At 69.2% G+C, this 17,524-nt stretch carries 15 protein-coding genes; 5 read left to right on the top strand and 10 right to left on the bottom strand.

What is annotated here, in order from left to right; all coding sequences use genetic code 11:
- Both F0Q34_RS15940 and ggt read right to left on the bottom strand, forming a co-directional pair.
- Window positions 1–1,491 carry an amidase gene (locus F0Q34_RS15940; RefSeq protein WP_149813229.1) on the bottom strand — a complete coding sequence of 497 codons (1,491 nt, stop codon included), beginning with the start codon at window positions 1,489–1,491 and terminating at the stop codon, window positions 1–3.
- Window positions 1,492–1,515: 24 nt separating this feature from the next.
- On the bottom strand, window positions 1,516–3,120 hold the full coding sequence (gene ggt, locus F0Q34_RS15935) for a gamma-glutamyltransferase (RefSeq protein ID WP_149813228.1): 1,605 nt from the start codon (window positions 3,118–3,120) through the stop codon (window positions 1,516–1,518).
- 109 nt (window positions 3,121–3,229) lie between these two features.
- Here ggt and F0Q34_RS15930 point away from each other — a divergent pair, with 109 nt between their 5' ends.
- Both F0Q34_RS15930 and gpt read left to right on the top strand, forming a co-directional pair.
- Window positions 3,230–3,571 (top strand): tRNA-binding protein, encoded by a 342-nt coding sequence (locus tag F0Q34_RS15930; protein ID WP_149813250.1) that lies wholly within the window; start codon window positions 3,230–3,232, stop codon window positions 3,569–3,571.
- A gap of 4 nt (window positions 3,572–3,575) precedes the next feature.
- A complete protein-coding gene (gpt, locus tag F0Q34_RS15925) occupies window positions 3,576–4,055 on the top strand; it encodes a xanthine phosphoribosyltransferase (RefSeq protein ID WP_149813227.1) in 480 nt (159 codons plus the stop codon).
- Window positions 4,056–4,089: 34 nt separating this feature from the next.
- On the opposite strand, the gene F0Q34_RS15920 is transcribed toward gpt, so the two are convergent.
- The 4 genes from F0Q34_RS15920 to F0Q34_RS15905 form a co-directional block, all read right to left on the bottom strand.
- Window positions 4,090–5,082, bottom strand: a complete 993-nt coding sequence (locus tag F0Q34_RS15920; protein WP_149813226.1) for a D-2-hydroxyacid dehydrogenase — start codon at window positions 5,080–5,082, stop codon at window positions 4,090–4,092.
- Between the two features lie 104 nt (window positions 5,083–5,186).
- Window positions 5,187–6,353: a nicotinate phosphoribosyltransferase gene (locus F0Q34_RS15915; RefSeq protein ID WP_149813225.1), complete on the bottom strand. Its 1,167-nt coding sequence runs from the start codon at window positions 6,351–6,353 to the stop codon at window positions 5,187–5,189.
- A complete protein-coding gene (locus tag F0Q34_RS15910; RefSeq protein WP_149813224.1) occupies window positions 6,350–7,726 on the bottom strand; it encodes a class II 3-deoxy-7-phosphoheptulonate synthase in 1,377 nt (458 codons plus the stop codon). The genes F0Q34_RS15915 and F0Q34_RS15910 overlap by 4 nt, the downstream gene beginning before the upstream one ends.
- Window positions 7,727–7,927: 201 nt before the next feature.
- The gene (locus F0Q34_RS15905; RefSeq protein WP_149813223.1) at window positions 7,928–9,385 is read right to left on the bottom strand and encodes an N-acyl-D-amino-acid deacylase family protein; all 1,458 of its coding nucleotides are present in this window, start codon (window positions 9,383–9,385) and stop codon (window positions 7,928–7,930) included.
- 184 nt (window positions 9,386–9,569) lie between these two features.
- On the opposite strand from F0Q34_RS15905, the gene F0Q34_RS15900 reads away from it, so the two are divergent.
- The gene (locus tag F0Q34_RS15900; protein WP_149813222.1) at window positions 9,570–11,921 is read left to right on the top strand and encodes a penicillin acylase family protein; all 2,352 of its coding nucleotides are present in this window, start codon (window positions 9,570–9,572) and stop codon (window positions 11,919–11,921) included.
- Between the two features lie 65 nt (window positions 11,922–11,986).
- Entirely contained in the window at window positions 11,987–12,967 is a 981-nt protein-coding gene (locus F0Q34_RS15895) for an aldo/keto reductase (protein ID WP_149813221.1), read from the top strand.
- Window positions 12,968–13,052: 85 nt separating this feature from the next.
- On the opposite strand, the gene F0Q34_RS15890 is transcribed toward F0Q34_RS15895, so the two are convergent.
- From F0Q34_RS15890 to F0Q34_RS15880, 3 genes are read right to left on the bottom strand one after another with little or no spacing between them, the layout of a single operon-like run.
- Window positions 13,053–13,580 carry a YaiI/YqxD family protein gene (locus tag F0Q34_RS15890; protein ID WP_456316250.1) on the bottom strand — a complete coding sequence of 176 codons (528 nt, stop codon included), beginning with the start codon at window positions 13,578–13,580 and terminating at the stop codon, window positions 13,053–13,055.
- A 55-nt stretch (window positions 13,581–13,635) separates the two neighbouring features.
- Window positions 13,636–14,922 carry a Zn-dependent hydrolase gene (locus F0Q34_RS15885; RefSeq protein WP_241665522.1) on the bottom strand — a complete coding sequence of 429 codons (1,287 nt, stop codon included), beginning with the start codon at window positions 14,920–14,922 and terminating at the stop codon, window positions 13,636–13,638.
- Window positions 14,912–15,700, bottom strand: coding sequence for an SDR family oxidoreductase (locus F0Q34_RS15880; RefSeq protein ID WP_149813219.1), 789 nt, complete (start codon window positions 15,698–15,700; stop codon window positions 14,912–14,914). The genes F0Q34_RS15885 and F0Q34_RS15880 overlap by 11 nt, the downstream gene beginning before the upstream one ends.
- Window positions 15,701–15,884: 184 nt before the next feature.
- On the opposite strand from F0Q34_RS15880, the gene F0Q34_RS15875 reads away from it, so the two are divergent.
- Window positions 15,885–16,856 carry a 2-hydroxyacid dehydrogenase gene (locus F0Q34_RS15875; RefSeq protein WP_149813218.1) on the top strand — a complete coding sequence of 324 codons (972 nt, stop codon included), beginning with the start codon at window positions 15,885–15,887 and terminating at the stop codon, window positions 16,854–16,856.
- A gap of 8 nt (window positions 16,857–16,864) precedes the next feature.
- Here the strand turns inward: F0Q34_RS15875 and F0Q34_RS15870 are convergent, their stop codons facing one another.
- Window positions 16,865–17,455: a TetR/AcrR family transcriptional regulator gene (locus F0Q34_RS15870; protein ID WP_149813217.1), complete on the bottom strand. Its 591-nt coding sequence runs from the start codon at window positions 17,453–17,455 to the stop codon at window positions 16,865–16,867.
- Window positions 17,456–17,524: the final 69 nt, after the last annotated feature.

The raw sequence follows: 17,524 nt of genomic DNA, 5'->3' as shown, positions 1-17,524 counted from the left end.
TCAGTCGAAGCTGAGGAAGCCCGGCATCGCGCTGATCGGCTGCGCGGCCCTCAGCCTAGCGAGGTCCGGCACCGGCCGTGCCAGAGTCGCGTCGCCGGCCACCGCGGCCTCGATGGCGCCGGCCACCGCGATCACCAGCGCGTCGCCGCCGCGCGGCCCGACGATCTGCAGGCCGAACGGCATGCCGGCGCGATCCACGCCCAGCGGCAGGCTGATCGCCGGATGGCCCGGCAAGGTGGCCGCGTAGGCCAGGGCCAGCCAGTGGAAGTAGCTCTTGGTGGGCTGCCCGTCGATTTCCGCCGGATACAACTCGCTCCAGGGCCGCGGCGACAGCGTGATCGCGGGAGAGATCACCACATCGATGCCGCCCTCAAAGAAGGCCTGCCAGCGGCGGTACATCTGCGTCTGCAGCACCGCGGCGCGCGCCACGTCGGAGGCGCTGTAGTTCAGCCCCTCCTCCACATTGGCGCGCACATTCGGGCCGACCATGTCCGGCGTCCGCTTCACCTTTTCCTCATGCGAGGCCAGGAAGTTCAGCGCCCGCAGGATGGCGAAGGCTTCGTCGGCGCCGCTGCAATCCGGATGCGCCTCGTCCACGCCGCCGAACAGCGGCGACAGGGCGGCGACGCGCTCCGCGAACACCTCCCGGATATGCCGCTCGGTCGGCGCGAAGCCGAAATCTGCTGTCGCGGCGACCCGCAGCGTGGACAGGTCCACGCTTTCGTTGAAGGCGAGGCCGTGCCGCACATCGGCATCCGGCAGTGTGTAGGCCAGCGGGTCCAGCGCATGATCGGCCGCCATGGCGGACATCATCAGCGCGAGGTCGCTGACGTCGCGCGCCATCGGGCCGAGCACCGGAAGGTTGGACCAGCCCAGCAGGCGCCGTTCCGCCGGCACCATTCCGGGGCTGGGCCGGAAGCCGACAATGCCGTTGAAGGCCGCCGGGTTGCGCAGGCTGCCGCCGGTGTCGGAGCCGCTCGCCAGCGGCACCATGGAGCAGGCCAGCGCCACGCCCGAGCCGCCGGACGACCCGGCGGCCGACTTGCTCGGGTCGAACGGATTGCCTGTGGCGCCATAGACGGCGTTGCGCGTGTTGGCGCCCGCGCCGAATTCCGGCGTGTTGGTCTTGCCGAGCACGATGCCGCCTGCCGCGCGCAGATCGGCCACCATCTGGCTGTCGCGCTTGGGCACGTTGTCGCGGAACAGCGGGCTGCCGAAGGTCGTCACCAGCCCGGCAGTGTCATCCAGGTCCTTGATGCCGAGCGGCAGGCCGTGCAGCAGGCCCAGCGTTTCCCCGGCCATGACCTCCGCCTCGGCCTGGCGCGCGGCGGCACGCGCGCCCTCCTCGTCCATCGCCACCATCGCGTTGACCGCGTGGTTCACCTCGCCGATGCGCTTCATGCAGGAGTCGAGCAGCTCGACGGGCGACAGCTTCTTGGTGCCGATGAGGCGGCGCGCCTCGACGGCGGACAGATCGCAGGCTTCGGTCACGCTTGATGATCCCTTGAACACGATTCAGTAGCCCAGCGCGCAGCCATCCTTGCGCGGGTCGGACCCGCCCACCAGGACGCCGCGCTCATGATCGATGAAGATGGCCTGCCCGCCGCCATGCGGCTTGTCGATCAGCGTGCATTCGTGGCCCATGCGGCTCAGCTGGTCCACCACGGAGGACGGGATGCCCCGCTCCACCTGCACCTTGCCGCCATAGGGGAACAGGCGCGGAAAATCGAGCGCGGCCTGCACGTCCATGCCGAACTCGAAGTGGTTGCTCAGGAACATCGTCTGGCCCATCGGCTGGAAATGCCCGCCCATCACGCCATAGGGCATGATCGCGCGGCCATCCTTCACGACCATGCCGGGGATGATGGTGTGCATCGGGCGCTTGTTCGGCGCGATGCAGTTCGGATGGCCTTCCTGCAGGCGGAACCCGAAGCCGCGGTTCTGCAGCATCACGCCGCTCTTTTCCGCCAGGATGCCGGAGCCGAAGCCCTCGAACAGCGAATTGATGAAGGAGCAGACATTGCCGTCGGCATCGACGACGCAGAGATACACCGTGTCCTTGTGGCGCGCCCAGTCGGCCGTGCCAGCCTCCGGCATTTCCTTCATCGCTACGTCGTCGCGGATCAGCTTGCGCAGCGCATCGGCATATTCCGCGCTGGTCAGGCGGGCCACCGGCACATCCACCTGGGACGGGTCCGCCAGGAAGGCATCGCGGTCGCGATAGGCGAGGCGCGCCGTTTCCACATGGCGGTGCAGGCGCTGGGTCGAGAGCGGGCCGGCTTCCGGCGTCTCGAAGCCACCCAGCACGCCCAGCATGGACAGCACCAGCAGGCCCGAGCCGTTGGGCGGGCATTGGAAGACATCGAGGCCGCGCCAGCGCGTCTGGATCGGCGTCACGAACTCCGCGACATCGGCGCCGGCGGCGAAATCGGCCTCGGTATGGCTGCCGCCCGCCGCCTGCAGCGCGGCCACCATGTCGGCGGCGATCTCACCCTCGTAGAAGGCCTTGGCACCATGCTGGCCGATGGCGCGCAGGGTGCGGCCAAGCGCCGGCTGGCGGAAGATCTCGCCCACACCATAAGGCTTGCCGTCCTTCAGGAAGTGCCGCGCGGTGGCTTCCTGCAGGGACAGCTTGCGGACGCTGCTCGCCCAGTCATGCGCGACGCGGGCATGGACGGGGTGGCCTTCCTCGGCCACGCGGGCGGCGGGCTCCAGGATCTCGGCCAGGGACAGCTTGCCATGGGTGGCGTTCAGCTTCACCCAGGCCGAGATGGCGCCCGGCACGGTCACGGAATGGGCGGAGGTGTTCACCATCGCGGTCAGGCCATCGGCCCGCAGCCGCTCCGGCGTGCCCCCGGCCGGCGCGCGGCCGGAACCGTTCATCGCCACCACCTCGCCCCGGCCGCCCGGGGCGTAGAGGCAGAAGCAGTCGCCGCCGATGCCCGTGGATTGCGGCTCCACCACCGCCAGCATGGCGCAGGCCGCGATGGCGGCGTCCATGGCGTTGCCGCCGCGGCGCAGGATATCGATCGCCGTCATGGTGGCGATCGGCATGGAGGTCGCCGCCATGGCATGGGTGGCGTGAACGGCACTGCGGCCGGGAATGTGGAAATCGCGCATGGGAAAAGCCCTCCGCAGGCTGAATCGAGGCTGGCGACGCTGCCACGGACTCGCTCCCGTATCAATGCGCCCACTTCCGCCCCAGGCCCGGCTGCGCTATCCGGAACGGATGGAAGGCACCGCGACGATCGACGATTTCGACCGCCTCGACATCCGCGTCGGCACCGTGCTGGATGCCGAGCCGCTGGAAGGCGCCCGAAAGCCCTCGCTGAAGCTGGTGATCGATTTCGGCAAGGAGATCGGCACCCGCCAGTCCTCGGCGCAGATCACGGCGCATTACAAGCCGGACAAGCTGATCGGCCGGCAGGTGCTCTGCGTGGTGAACTTCCCCCCTCGCCGCATCGCCGGCTTCCAGAGCGAGGTCCTGACCCTGGGCCTGCCGGATGCCGATGGCGAGGTGGTCCTGATCCGACCCGATTTCGCCGTCCCGAATGGCGGCAGGATGTTCTGACGCCATGACGCAGCGCTACTACACCGTGAGCTGGGACCAGCTCCACCGCGACAGCAAGGCACTTGCCTGGCGGCTGGTGGAGAAAGGCCCCTGGAAGGGCATCGTCGCCATCACGCGCGGCGGCCTGATCCCGGCCGCGATCATCGCCCGCGAGCTGGACTGCCGGATAATCGAGAGCGTTTCCGTCATCACCTATGACGAGGAAAAGCTCGGTAAGCCGGAAGTCGCCAAGCCGCCCGCCGCCGCCGGCGATGGCGAGGGCTGGCTGGTGGTGGACGATCTGGTGGACACCGGCACCACCGCGAAGGTGGTGCGCGCCCTGCTCCCCAAGGCCCATATGGCGACCGTCTACGCCAAGCCCGCCGGCAATCCGCTGGTGGATACCTTTGTCATGGAAGTGAGCCAGGACACCTGGATCCTGTTTCCGTGGGACACGGAGCAGCAATTCGTCCCGCCCATCGCGCGCTCCGCCCAGGCGAAGTGAGGATCTGCCCGGCGCCAGGGCGCCGGGCCTTCGATCAATAGCCCAGTTCAGGCCGGACGCGGTTCGGCAACACCTGGCCGGCGCGCATGGCACGGATGTTGTTCAGCAGGATGTCGAGGCTGCTGTCATTGTAGGTATCCGGGTCGTCCGCCGACATGTGCGGCGTCACGAACAGGTTGGGCGTCCGCCACAGGCGGTGTTCCGGCGGCAGCGGCTCCGGCACCGCCACATCGGTCACGGCGGCGCCGAGATGTCCTGAATCCAGCAGGTCGCACAGCGCATCCTGGTCCCAGAGCGGGCCGCGGCCGATGTTGAACAGCATGGCGCCCTTGGGCAGCAGTTCGAAGCGGCGGCGGTCCATCAGCCCCTGCGTTTCCGGCGTCAGCGGGCAGGCCAGAACCAGGAACTCGGCTTCCGGCAGCACCTCATCCAGCCTCGCCTGCGGCACCACCACGTCACAGGCGGAATGCGGCGCCGTGCCATGCCGCACGCCGGTCACGTGCATCCCGAATTGCTTCGCGTGCTCGGCAATGGCGCCGCCCAGGGTGCCCAGCCCGACCACCACCACCTTGCGCCCGGCCAGGACGCGGCCGAAGCGCGGCTGCCACTGACCTTCCCGCTGGCGGTCGGCGAAGAACGGCACATGGTTGGCGAGCATCAGCAGCGCCATGATGCCGAACTCGCCGGCCTTGCGGGCATGGGTGCCACGGTTGTTCAGCAAGGCCGCGCCGGGCGGCAGCCAGTCCAGCGGCAACAGCCGGTCGATGCCGGCCGAGGTGCAGAACACCATGCGCAGCTTCGGCGCGCGGCGGGCGAGGTCGCCCTGCATCATCTGGGCATGGACGATCTTGGTCCAAGTCACCACCACCTCGGCCTCGGCCAGGGCGGGCTCCAGCCCGGCCGGGTCGTTGCTGAAGGTGATCTCGAGCCCGGTCAGATCGGGATGCCGCGCGAGGGCGGTGTCCCATTGCTCCGGTGTGATCGGGAAAAGAAGTTCGTCGGGCGGATTCTGAACATGGATACGCATGCGCTGGACCCTCGCATGGTTCCGATCTTCGTCAAGTCTCCCGCGACATGCGGGGCCCCGAAGGACGCGCCCCGGCACGTCTCCGCCGCCAGAGGGCGGCGGCCTCAGCCCTGACCCTTCATCCGCTCCCCGTTGCGATGCAACAGGAACTCGCGGCCCAGCTTAACCCGCGCCACGCCGTCATAGGCGACAATGTCGGCCGTGGCGTAGGTTTCGCTCCAGGTGTTGGGGATGAAGCTGCCGGTGCCAACCACGTCAATCGGCGCCTTGGCTTCCGCCATCACCCGGCACTTGCTCACCCCGAAGCCGGAGGAGGCCACGATGCGCACCTTGGGGAAGCCCGCCTCGTTCAGGGCTTCCCGCATGCGCCAGATGGCAGCCGCGGAAACGCCGGTGCCGACCAGATGCCGCAACTCGGTTTCCGAGCGGTAGCGGCGGATGGCGCCGGGGACATGGCGCTCCAGCACGGCATAGGATTCGGCCGGATCAAGCCCCTGCAGGAAGCGCCCGCCATGGGTGTCGAGCCGCACGGCCAGCCTGCCCGCAGCCGCCAGTTCCGGGAAACGCTGGCAAACGGCGAGGCTGTCCGTCACCTCCCGGCCGAAATAATCGACCAGAACGGTGAGAGGCTCGTCCGGATAGGTTTCGTGAAACATCTCCGCCGCCCGGACGGTGCTGCCGGCATAGCCGATCAGGGCGTGCGGCATGGTGCCGTAGCCATGGTCCTTGCCGAACCAACGCGCGGTGGCGTCGGTGGAGCCGCCGATGAAGCCCTTCGCCCCTTCCCTCTGCGCTGCCGCCCCGCCGACGGAGGCGGCATAGGCCATCATCTCCTGCATCTCGGCGCCCGCGCAATGCCGGGCATCCATGGCAAGGAAGGCGGCCTGCGGCAGTTCCAGGCACATCTGGAAGGCGTTATGCGCTGCCACGCAGGGCGGGCCGAGCTTCTGCAGGTAGAGCGTCTCAAGGTCCGTAAGCTGCGCGAAGGAGCCGGTCAGGTAGATGATGGGATCGCCGGCACCCACCCATTCCCCTTCCTTGTGCATCAGCTCGATGTCGAAGCGCGTGTCGCGGGCCTCGGCCACCTGCGCCAGCCAGTCCAGCATCAGCCGCGGCGCGGACACCACAGGCCGGCGCAGGAACACGGCATAGGTGACGCGGGCGTCACCGAAACGGTTCACGATGGCCTTGGTGCGGTTGAAATAGGCATCGGTCCGGCTGGCGATGACGGCGTCGCCAGCCGGGCGGCTTTTTTCCGCCGATCCGCTCATTGCGCGGCGATCAGCGGCGCGGTGGCGGGCTGGCGGCGGGCCTTGAGTTCCTCCGCCACCAGAAAGGCCAGTTCCAGCGCCTGTTCGGCGTTCAGCCGGGGGTCGCAGAAGGTGGCGTAGTTGGCGGAAAGGTCGGCTTCCGTCAGCTTGTGGGCGCCGCCAACGCATTCGGTGACGTTGGTGCCGGTCATCTCCACATGCACGCCGCCCGGCCAGGTGCCCTCGGCCGCGTGGGCGTCGAAGAAGCCGCGCAGCTCCGCCAGGATGGCGTCGAAAGAGCGCGTCTTGTAGCTGCCCGCCGTATGGGTGTTGCCGTGCATCGGGTCGGAGATCCAGACGACCTCCCGCCCCGCCTGCTTCACCGCACGCAGCAGGGGTGGAAGCTTCTCGGCGATCTTCTGCGCGCCCATGCGGCTGATCAGCGTCAGGCGGCCGGGCTGGTTCTCCGGGTTCAGGATCTCGGTCAGGCGCACCAGCTCGGCCGGGTCGGTGGTGGGGCCGACCTTGAGGCCCAGCGGATTCCTCACCCCGCGCAGGAACTCCACATGCGCGCCTTCGGGCTGGCGGGTCCGGTCGCCGATCCACAGGAAGTGGGCGGAACAGGCATACCAGTCGCCCGTGGTGGAATCGACCCGCGTCAGCGCCTGCTCATAGGGCAGCAGCAGCGCCTCGTGGCTGGTGTAGAAATCCGTCTCCCGCACCTGCGGCGCGTTGGACATGCCGCAGGCGCCCATGAAGCGCAGCGTCTCGTCGATGCGGGCCGCGAGATCCTGGTAGCGGTCTGCCAGGGGCGAGCGCGCTACAAAGCCCAGGTTCCAGCGATGCACCTCATGCAGGTCGGCATAGCCGCCGGTGGCGAAGGCGCGCAGCAGGTTCAGCGTGCCCGCCGATTGCATATAGGCGAATTCCATCCGCGCCGGGTCGGGCAGCCTTGCCTCCGGCGAGAATTCCGGCCCGTTGATGATATCCCCGCGATAGGAAGGCAGCGTCACCTCCCCTTGCGTTTCCGTGTCGGAGGAGCGGGGCTTGGCGAATTGTCCGGCCATGCGGCCGAGCTTCACCACGGGCAATGAGGAGCCGAAGGTCAGCACCACCGCCATCTGCAGCAGGACGCGGAAAGTGTCGCGGATCGGGTTGGGGCGGAAATCGGCAAAGCTTTCGGCGCAATCGCCGCCCTGCAACACGAAGCCCTGACCCTGGCCGGCCTGTGCCAGGGCCTTCTGCAAGCGCCTCGCCTCCCCAGCGAAGACCAGTGGGGGATAGCTCGCCAGCCGCGCTTCCATGGCTTCAAGCTTCGCCTGGTCGGGATAATCCGGCACTTGCCGAACCGGCATTTCCCGCCAGCTTCCGGGCTGCCAACCACGCACCGTCATGACACTCAGCGTCCTCAATACAGCTTTTAGCCGGACACATTAAACCCAGGCCGAGGCGAAGGGCTACGCCTCATCCGCCATCCAGCCGCATGGCAGGACCCCCCAAGCGAAATCTGGCCGGCTGGAGCAGCCGCCTGACGGCTCCGTTGGCGCTTCCGGGGGCGGCTGCCGCCGCGTTCCCCGGAAGCCGGGGCGCAGCGGCTACAGCGTGCGGTTGCGGGTCACCAGGCGCCCCGGCTTCTCGCCGGTTTCCTTGCCCTTGGCGAAGGTGGCGACGCCATTGGCCCAGACCTGCTCGATGCCGACGCTCATCTGGATCGGGTCCTCGAAGGTGGCGTTGTCGATCACGGTGGCGGGGTCGAACAGCACCAGGTCGGCGAAGGCCCCTTCGCGGATCACGCCGCGGTCGACCATGCCGAAGATCTGCGCGCAGCGGCCCGTCATCTTGTGGATGGCGGTTTCCATGTCGAACAGGCCCAGCTGGCGCGAATAATAGCCCAGCACGCGCGGGAAGGTGCCCCACAGGCGCGGATGCGGCTTCTCGTCATGCGGCAATCCGTCGGAGCCGATAATGGAAAGCGGATGGCGCATGATCCGGCGCACATCCTCCTCGTCCATCTGGAAGGTCACGGCGCCGGCCGGGGTCAGCCGCTCCGCCGCGGCCCGCAGGTCGGTGTTCCAGCTCCGCGCGATCTCGGACAGGTCGCGGCCGGCCATCTCCGGATAAGGCACGGACCAGGTGATCAGGCAGCGCAGCCCGTCGCGCACCTTGTCGGGCATCAGCACGGTGGAGCCGGCCGGATAGGGATACATGTCGAAGGCCACTTCCTGCATGGAAGCGGCGGCCTCGATCAGCGCCAGCGTCTGCACCGAGCGGCCGTAATTCTCTGGCATGGAGCATTTGTGGTGGCTGATATGCACCGGCAGGCCGAGCCGCGTGCCGATGCGTAGCGTTTCCTCGATCGAGGCAAGGATGTGGTCCGCCTCGTCGCGCATGTGGCTGGTGTAGAGGCCACCCGTGGTCTTCAGCGCCTCGCCGACGGCGATCACCTCCTCGGTCGTCGCGGCCTTGTTCAGCGGGTAGTACAGGCCGGTCGAGAAGCCGGACGCGCCTTCCATCAGCGACTGCTTCAGCCGCGTGTGCATGCGCTGGATCTCGCTGTCCTTGGCCGGGCGGTGCACGTCGCCGTTCATGGCCTCGACCCGCAGGGTCTGGTGGCCCACCAGGGCATAGGTGTTCACCTCGCTGCCACGCGTCTTCAGCGCGTGGGCGTAGTCGCCGAAGCTGTCGAAGGTCCACCATTGCTCGTCGCCCAGCAGGTCGAGCGGCGCCGGCGGGCGCTTGTCCGCGTGGCGCATGGGCGCGAGCGAGATGCCGCAATTGCCCACCACCACGGTGGTGACGCCCTGGCTGATCTTGCACAGCGTGCATTGCGGCCCGCACAGCACGGCGCGGTCGTCATGCGTGTGCGAATCGATGAAGCCGGGTGCGATCGCCTTGCCGGTGCCGATCACCTCGCGGTCGGCGCTGGCGCCGCCGAGGTCCCCGACCCCGACGATGCGGTCCCCCGTGACGCCGACATCGCCGATGCGGCGCGGCGCCCCCGTACCGTCGAAAATGGTGGCATCGCGGATGATCATATCGCAGCGCAGCGCCATGGTTCGGTTGTTCCTTCCGGGCAGGCAGACTTCCAACAAGGGGCGGATCATGCGCCGGCCACGCCGGAGGTTCCAGAGCATTGCGGCCAGTTTCCCCGCCATGGCGCCCCGAACCCGCCACATTGCGGCGCATCCTCGCCGCCCCTAGCTTCCCTGCCCAGCGAACCGGAAGAAGGCCGCATCGATGACCCAGACCGTTCCCCGCGACGAAGCCATGGTTGTGGAGGGGCTCCAACAGCCAGCCTCGATCCATATCGACCGCTGGGGCATCGCGCATCTCCGGGCAGAGGGAGAACAGGACCTGTTCTTCGTCCAGGGCTTCAACGCGGCGCGGGACCGGCTCTGGCAGATCGACCTGTGGCGCAAGCGCGGACTGGGGCTGCTGGCGGCGGATTTCGGCCCTGGCTACCTGGCGCAGGACCACGCCTCACGCCTGTTCCTGTACCGCGGCGACATGCAGGCGGAGTTCGACGCCTACGCGCCCGATGCGCGCGCCATCTGCGAGGCGTTCGTGGCGGGCATCAACGCCTATGTCACCCTGGTCGAGGCGGAGCCGGAGCGCCTGCCGCCGGAATTCGTGGCGCTCGGCACCCGCCCGGCACGCTGGGCGGCGGAGGATGTGGTGCGCATCCGCAGCCATTCCCTGACGCGGAACGCCCTGTCCGAAGTGCTGCGCGCCGTAGTGCTGTCCCGCGCGGACCTCGCCACCGACCTGCTGCGCAAGAACCTGGAGCCGATGCGCGAGCCGGTGCGGCCGGAAGGCCTCGACCTTTCGGCCCTGACCACCGAATGCCTGGCCACCTTCAAGCTCGCCACCGCCGCCGTCACCTTCTCGCCGGAACGGCTAGCCGCGCCCCTCGCCGAGTGGCGCCGCTGGTCGCAACTGGATGACCTGGGCAGCGTGGTGCTGGGGGCGGAGATGGAAGGCTCCAACAACTGGGCCATCCATGGCAGCCGGACCGAAAGCGGCCGCCCCATCCTGGCGAGCGATCCGCATCGCGCCCATGCGGCGCCGTCGCTGCGCTACCTCGTGCATCTGGACAGCCCGGGCTTCAACGCCATCGGCGCCGGGGAGCCGGCCGTGCCCGGCATCTCCATCGGCCATAACGGCACCGCGGCCTTCGCGCTGACGATCCACGGCGCCGACCAGGAAGACGTCTATGTCTATCAGGCGGAAGGCGATTCCTACCTCTATGGCGACGGCTTCGAGGCGATGTCGGTGATCGAGGAGGAGTTCGCGGTGAAGGGCCATCCCCCGCAGACCCTTCCCCTGCGCTTCACCCGGCACGGCCCCGTCATCGCCCGCGACATCGCGGCCCGCCGCGCCGTGGCGATCCGCAGCGTCTGGTCGCAGCCCGGCGCCGCGCCCTATCTCGCCAGCCTCAGCACCATGCGGGCGCGTTCGCTGGATGAGTTCCGCCAGGCCGTGCGCCGCTGGGGAACGCCGTCGGTGAACAAGGTCTACGCCGATGTGGGCGGCACGGTGGCCTGGACCCCAGCGGGCTATGCGCCGCAGCGGCCGAACTGGGACGGGCTGCTGCCGGTGCCGGGCGATGGCCGCTACGAATGGTCGGGCCTGCTCGACCCCGCGGAGCATCCCTGGCGTGTCGACCCCCTCCAGGGCTTCGTGCACAGCGCCAATGAGCAGAACCTGCCCGAGGACTGGCCGCATGAGCAGAAGACCTATGGCTATGAATGGACCGAATCCTCACGATCCCTTCGCATCCGCGAGGCGCTGACCCGTGGCCCGCTGCTGACCCTGGCCGATTGCACGGCGCTGCAGACGGATGTCACCTCCCTGCCCGCCCGCCGCCTTTGCGCCCTGATCCAGGCCCTGCCGCGCGGCGGCGAGCCGGAGCTCTGGGCGGCGCAGACCTTGCTGGAGGAGTGGGACCATCGGCTGGAGGCCGACAGCGCCGCAGCCGCCCTGTTCGAGGTGTTCCTCACCAAGCACCTGAAGCCGCGCCTGCTGACAGCGCTGGCGACCGATGCCTCGCTGCGTCCGCTGCTGCTGCCGCAGGACACCGAGAGCCTGCTGCGGGTGATGGAGCAGCCGGATTCCCGCCTCGGCCCCGACCCGGCTGGCGCGCGGGATGCGCTGCTGGCCGGATGCCTCGTCGCCGCCTTCCGCGATTGCGGGGAACGGATGGGGCTGTCGCCATCGGAATGGTCCTGGGGCCGCCTGCATCGGGGGTACTTCTCCCACGCCCTTTCGGCGCTTGGCGCGGATCAGGGAAAGCTCGACGTGGGCAGCTTTCCCCTGGGTGGCAGCGCCAGCACGCCAATGCACACCGGCTACCGCCCCTCGGACTTCCGCTGCAATTACGGCGCCTCGGTCCGGCTGGTGATGGATGTGGGGGAATGGGACCGGAGCCTGTGCATGAACGCGCCGGGACAGTCCGGCGATCCTGCCTCTCCGCACTACGCCGACCTCGCGCCGCTCTGGGCCAGGGGGGAGTATGTGCCGCTGCTCTACTCGCGCGGGGCGGTTGATGCCATGGTGACGCATCGCATCCGGCTGCAGCCGGCGGCCTGAACCGGGCAACCCGGCGCCGCGCCGCGCATCCAGGACACGCCACCAGCAGAATGGGGAGACGATCCATGGCAGAGAAGCGCTTCGCCCCGCCCGGGCCGCTCGGTTTCGGCGGCGCGCCGCTGGGCGACATGTTCGCCAAGGTGACCGAGGCCGAGGCCGCCGCCACCTTGGCCGCCGCCTGGGACAGCGGCATCCGTTACTTCGACACGGCGCCGCATTACGGCGCCGGCCTGTCGGAACACCGCTTCGGCGCCGCGCTGCGCGATCGTCCGCGCGACGAATACGTGCTGTCCACCAAGGTGGGCCGCGTGCTGGCACCGGAACTGCCCGGCGAGATCGCCCATCCCTTCCTGAGCGCCCTGCCCTTCCGCCGGGTGCAGGATTATTCCGCCGCCGGCGCCCGCCGTTCGGTGGAAGACAGCCTGCAGCGCATGGCCATCGGCCGCATCGACATCGTTTATGTTCATGACCTCGCCGCCGACCATCTGGGCGATGCGTGGGAGGACGCCTTCGCCACCGCCCGCGAAGGCGCCTTCCGCGAATTGATCCGGATGCGGGAGGAAGGGTTGATCGGCGCCTGGGGCCTCGGCGTGAACCTGACCGAGCCCTGCATCCGCGCCCTGAAGGAATCCGACCCGGACGTGTTCCTGCTCGCCGGGCGCTACAGCCTTCTGGACCTCGCGGGGCTGGAGGAGCTGTTTCCGCTCTGCGCCGGGCGCGGCGCCCATGTGGTGATTGGCGGGCCCTATAATTCTGGCCTTCTCGCCGGCGGCAATACCTTCGACTACGTGGACGCGCCGGCGGAGCTGGTGAAGAAGCGCGATGCCCTGGCTGGCATTGCCCAGCGCCACGGCGTGGACCTGAAGGCGGCGGCGCTGCAATTCTGCGCGGCGCATCCTGTAGTGGCCTCGGTCATCCCCGGCGCCAAGCATCCCCAGCGAGTAAGGCAGAACGTGGCGCTGATGGCGCAGCCCATTCCGGCCGGGTTCTGGGAGGAACTGAAATCGGCCGGCCACCTCCCGGCGGACGTGCCGGTGCCTGGCTGAAGCGTCGGGCGTTCATGGCGCTCCAGCCTGTTGGCATGAGCGTCTTCACCCGACCGGGCGATTCTCCCCCGACCGGAAGCCCGCTTCAATCCTCCAGCGGCCGCCACAGCCGGATCACCGGCGCCGTGGCGGCCCGGATCGCGGACTGCACCTCGGCTTCCAGCGCGGACAGGAAGCGCGAGCGGTCGGCGCCTCCCATGGGCGCGGGGCCGCGTGTGGTGGCACCGATCTCGCGCAGGTGCCGCGCGACCTCGCGGCCGGCCAGGGCGCTGCCGATGTTGTCGGTGGTCCAGACCCGGCCATTCGGCGCCAGCGCCCGCGCTTCCCGCTGCAGGCAGCGCGCGGCCAGGGGAATGTCGGCGGTGATGCACACATCGTGGCGCCGGATATGCTCGGCGATCCAGTCATCGGCGGCATCAGGCCCCTCCGGCACGATGACGCGGCGGATCCAGTCAGCGGCCGGAAGGCGGATGCCACGCGCGCCGTTCGACACCACATGCACCACCAGCGACAGTCTTTCGGCGACGCGGAAGACCTCATCCCTCACCGGGCAGGCATCGGCGTCGATCCAGAGTTCGGGGCGGTTCTCGGTCATGCGCCCGAGATAGGCCATCATAGCCGGCCTGCCCAGCGTCTGCCGGGGAGGCCGGAGCCTCCCCGGAGCATGGCTACGCGGCCACCTGTGACAGCCAGCGTGTCATCACCGCGCAGGCCGCGGCGAAGTCTTCCATCCGCATCGCCTCATGCGGATTGTGGCTGCCATTCTGGTTGCGCACGAACAGCATGGCGGAAGGGATGCCGGCCGCGGCGAAGGCCGCCGCGTCATGCCCGCCGCCCGAGGCCATTTCGAGATGCGCGATGCCGAGGGCCTCGGCGGAAGCGGCGAGGCCCTGCCGGATCTCCGTATCCATCGGGGCCGCGACCGAGCCGGTCTCCGCCCCGAGTTCGAAGCGCACGCCGCGCCGTGCCTCGATCTCCGGCACCTGCCGCGCCAGCTCGGCGAAGATGGCGTCGACGCTGGCCGGACTCACGCTGCGCACGTCCAGCATGAAGGTGGCCTCGCCGGGGATCTTGGTGAAGCCGGCTTCGGCCGTTGTCGCCAGGGTGCAGAAGGTGCAGACCAGCCGGTGACCGAGCGCTTCCAGCCGCGCCCATTCCTCGTCGAGCGCCACCGCCAGCTCGGCCAGCGCGATGGCGGCGTCGCGGCGATAGCGGCGGGGCGTGCCGCCGGAATGGTTGTATTCGCCCAGCACCCGCCCCTGCCGCAACCGGCGGCTGCCAGGGATGCCAGTCACGATGCCAACAGGCACCGCTTCGGAATCCAACACCGGCCCCTGCTCGATATGCAGTTCCAGGAAGGCGGCGGTGTTGGCGGGCGTGACCCAGGCTTCGCCGCGCGCGACGAAGTCGGGGTCGAACCCTTCCTCCCGCATGTGGTCAGCCAGGCTGCGCCCGCTATCCTGCCGCCTGACCTGGAGTTCCTCAGGCTTGAGGCGGCCCAGGGCGGCGCGGCTGCCGGGATAGGAGGTCGGGAACCAAGCCCCTGCCTCCTCGGCACGGGTGGCGATCACGGTGATGTCGCGGGCGGGCGCGAAGCCCGCCTTCTTCAATCCCGCCACCGCCGCCAGCCCCGCGAGCACCCCGGCCGCGCCATCGAAATTCCCGCCTTCCGGCACCGAATCGAGATGGCTGCCCAGCAGCACCCGCTTCGCGGTGCGGTCCAGGCCCGGCAGGGTCATGTGCAAATTGCCCGCGGGATCGGCGCTGACCTCCAGGCCCAGCGCCTCGGCCTCGCGCCGGGCGAGCGCATGGGCCATGCGCTCGCCCGGCCCATAGGCCTCGCGGGTGATGCCGACGCCGTCGAAGCTCCGCTCCCGCAGCTCGTCGAACAGACGCTCCGCGAGGGCGGTGTCGGGCTGCAGGTTCGGCTTGATCCCGGTGGCCTCAGACGCCACGGACGACGCCGCCATCGATCAGATGCACCCGCCCCGTGGTGTAGGCCGCCTTGTCGGACGCCAGGAAGGCGGCCATCGGTCCGAACTCGCGCGGCTCGCCATAGCGGCCGACCGGGATCGCGGCGGAACGCTCGGCCACCAGCGCCTCGATGCTCTTGCCGGTCTTCTGCGACGCGGCCGCCAGGGTTTCCTTGGTGCGGTCCGTGTTGAAGGCACCGGGTCCCATGATGTTGCAGGTGATGCCCTGCCCGGCCACTTCGCTGGCCAGCGTCTTGTTCCAGCCGACAATGGCGGAGCGCAGGGTGTTGGACAGCGCCAGCCCGGGCAGCGGCTGCGCCACGCCGGTGGAGGCGATGGTGATCAGACGGCCCCATTGCTGCTGCTGCATCGCCGGCAGCAGCTTGTTGGCGATGCGGATCGGCGACAGCACGATTCGCTGGAACCAGGTGACCAGGTCTTCCTGCTTCATCTCCAGCGCCGTGCAGGTCGGCGGGCCGCCATGGTTCAGCACCAGGATGTCCACGCCGCCCAGCGCCGCGACGGCGGCATCGGCCAGGCGGTCCATCTGCGCGCCTTCCGCCACGTCGGCGACGATGCCGACGGCCTTGGGCGCGCCGAGCGCCTCCAGCTCGGCCGCGGCGCGGTCCAGCGTGTCCTGGTTGCGGCCGGAAATCGCCAGCGCGACGCCTTCCTCGGCCAGCGCATCCGCCACCGAGCGGCCCAGCCCCTTGGAGGCACCCATTACCAGGGCGCGGCGCCCCTTCAAACCCAGATCCATGTGTCTTGTTCCCTTGGCCGTTCTGCCTTGGCGGAAGGTGATCCGAACCATCCCCTCTGGCAAGCTGGCCAGAGCGGGATAAGCTGCCTGCCAATGCCGGGGAGGAACAGGCCGCGCGGGCGCAACCCGCTCCGGGTCGCCTTCCCCTTTCGCCATGACCCGCCGGCCCCGGAGTTGTTCTCACATGCCGAAGCCCACCCTGCTGCTGACCCGCCGCTTCCCGGATGCCGTCGAGGCCCGTGCGCAGCGCGATTACGTTACGATGCCGAATCCGAGCGACAAGCCCATGGATGGCCTGGCGCTGGCGGCGGCGGCGGCGCGAGGGGAAGCGCGCGGCATCCTGTGCGCCGCCGGCGATGCCCTGGATTCGGGCACCATCGCCGCCCTGCCCGACAGCGTGAAGATCATCGCCACCTTCAGCGTCGGCACCGACCATATCGATCTCGGCGCCGCCCGGGAGCGCGGCATCATCGTGACCAACACCCCGGACGTGCTGAGCGTGGCGACCGCCGAGATCGCCATGCTGCTGATCCTGACTGCGGCCCGGCGCGGCGGCGAGGCGGAGCGCATGCTGCGCGCCCGGGAATGGACGGGCTGGGCGCCGACCCAGCTCATGGGCGTGACGCTGGAGAACAAGGCGCTCGGCATCCTCGGCATGGGCCGCATCGGCCAGGCGCTGGCCCAAATGGCCCGTGGCTTCGGCATGCAGATCCACTACCGCAACCGCAACCGCCTGCCGCCTGCCGAGGAGGCCGGCGCGACCTACCACGACAATGACACGGATTTCCTCGGCGCCATCGACGTGCTGTCCATGCACATTCCCGGCGGCGCCGCCACGCGACACTGGCTCGATGCCCGGCGCATCGCCCAGCTCCGCAAGGGCGCCATCGTGGTGAACACCGGGCGCGGCACCACGGTGGACGACACGGCGCTCTGCGCGGCGCTGCAAGGCGGGCATCTGCGCGCCGCCGGCCTCGACGTCTTTGCGGGGGAGCCCAACATCTTCGAAGGCTACCACAGCACCCCCAACCTCGTGCTGCTGCCGCATCTGGGCAGCGCCACGGTGGAAACGCGGGATGCGATGGGCTTCCGCTGCCTTGATAACCTGGATGCCGTTCTGATCCGGGGCGAGGCCCCGCTGCATCCGGCGGGCTGACCAGCCCTTCAGCCCGCTTGCCGATGCGCCCGGATCAGGCGCCGCGCGGCCCCGGCCACCTTTCCGGTCGGGCCGCCGGCGCCGAAGATCTGGCCGGCGGCGAAGCAGCCCTCGATCAGCAGCAGCAACGCATCGCCCAGATCCTCGGGGTCCGCTGCGCCCATCTCGCGCGCCATGGCATGCAGGCGGTCGCGCAGGGCGCGCTTATGCGCCTCCGAGACCTGGCGTGCCGGATGCCCCGGGGCAGGATACTCCACCACCGCATTGGTCAGCCCGCAGCCACGGTAGTCCGGACGCGAGGAACGCTCGCCCAGACCTTCAAGGAAGAGCAGGATCTGCTTCTCCGGATCGCCCCGATGCGCGGCCATGGCCGCCTCGAAGCGGCTCCAGAACAGCGCCTCGTAGTCGCGCAGGTAGCAGGCGGCCAGTTCATCCTTGGAGGAGAAGCTGCGATACAGGCTCGGCTTGGTGACGCCTGCCCGCGCGACGATCTCATCCACCCCCACGGCGCGGATGCCCCGCCTGTAGAACAGGTCCCGCGCCGTTTCGCGGATGCGGGTGGCGGCGCGGGGTGGAGCGGTGTTGTCCGCAGCGGCCATGAATGATGCCTCTTGACCATGTTACTGACTGGTACGTAAATTTGCAGCCGAAACGTACCGGTCAGTAAC

The organism is Teichococcus oryzae (assembly GCF_008386565.1).
GTDB lineage: Bacteria > Pseudomonadota > Alphaproteobacteria > Acetobacterales > Acetobacteraceae > Pseudoroseomonas > Pseudoroseomonas oryzae.
The sequence above is the reverse complement of the archived record's forward strand: the minus strand, read 5'-3'. Positions and strand labels throughout refer to the sequence as shown.

Bases quoted from the DNA above. Each gene is read 5' to 3' on its own strand.
- ggt (WP_149813228.1), bottom strand. From the start codon at position 3,120: ATGCGCGATTTCCACATTCCCGGCCGCAGTGCCGTTCACGCCACCCAT.
- F0Q34_RS15930 (WP_149813250.1), top strand. From the start codon at position 3,230: ATGGAAGGCACCGCGACGATCGACGATTTCGACCGCCTCGACATCCGC.
- gpt (WP_149813227.1), top strand. From the start codon at position 3,576: ATGACGCAGCGCTACTACACCGTGAGCTGGGACCAGCTCCACCGCGAC.
- F0Q34_RS15920 (WP_149813226.1), bottom strand. From the start codon at position 5,082: ATGCGTATCCATGTTCAGAATCCGCCCGACGAACTTCTTTTCCCGATC.
- F0Q34_RS15915 (WP_149813225.1), bottom strand. From the start codon at position 6,353: ATGAGCGGATCGGCGGAAAAAAGCCGCCCGGCTGGCGACGCCGTCATC.
- F0Q34_RS15910 (WP_149813224.1), bottom strand. From the start codon at position 7,726: ATGACGGTGCGTGGTTGGCAGCCCGGAAGCTGGCGGGAAATGCCGGTT.
- F0Q34_RS15905 (WP_149813223.1), bottom strand. From the start codon at position 9,385: ATGGCGCTGCGCTGCGATATGATCATCCGCGATGCCACCATTTTCGAC.
- F0Q34_RS15900 (WP_149813222.1), top strand. From the start codon at position 9,570: ATGACCCAGACCGTTCCCCGCGACGAAGCCATGGTTGTGGAGGGGCTC.
- F0Q34_RS15895 (WP_149813221.1), top strand. From the start codon at position 11,987: ATGGCAGAGAAGCGCTTCGCCCCGCCCGGGCCGCTCGGTTTCGGCGGC.
- F0Q34_RS15890 (WP_456316250.1), bottom strand. From the start codon at position 13,580: ATGGCCTATCTCGGGCGCATGACCGAGAACCGCCCCGAACTCTGGATC.
- F0Q34_RS15880 (WP_149813219.1), bottom strand. From the start codon at position 15,700: ATGGATCTGGGTTTGAAGGGGCGCCGCGCCCTGGTAATGGGTGCCTCC.
- F0Q34_RS15875 (WP_149813218.1), top strand. From the start codon at position 15,885: ATGCCGAAGCCCACCCTGCTGCTGACCCGCCGCTTCCCGGATGCCGTC.
- F0Q34_RS15870 (WP_149813217.1), bottom strand. From the start codon at position 17,455: ATGGCCGCTGCGGACAACACCGCTCCACCCCGCGCCGCCACCCGCATC.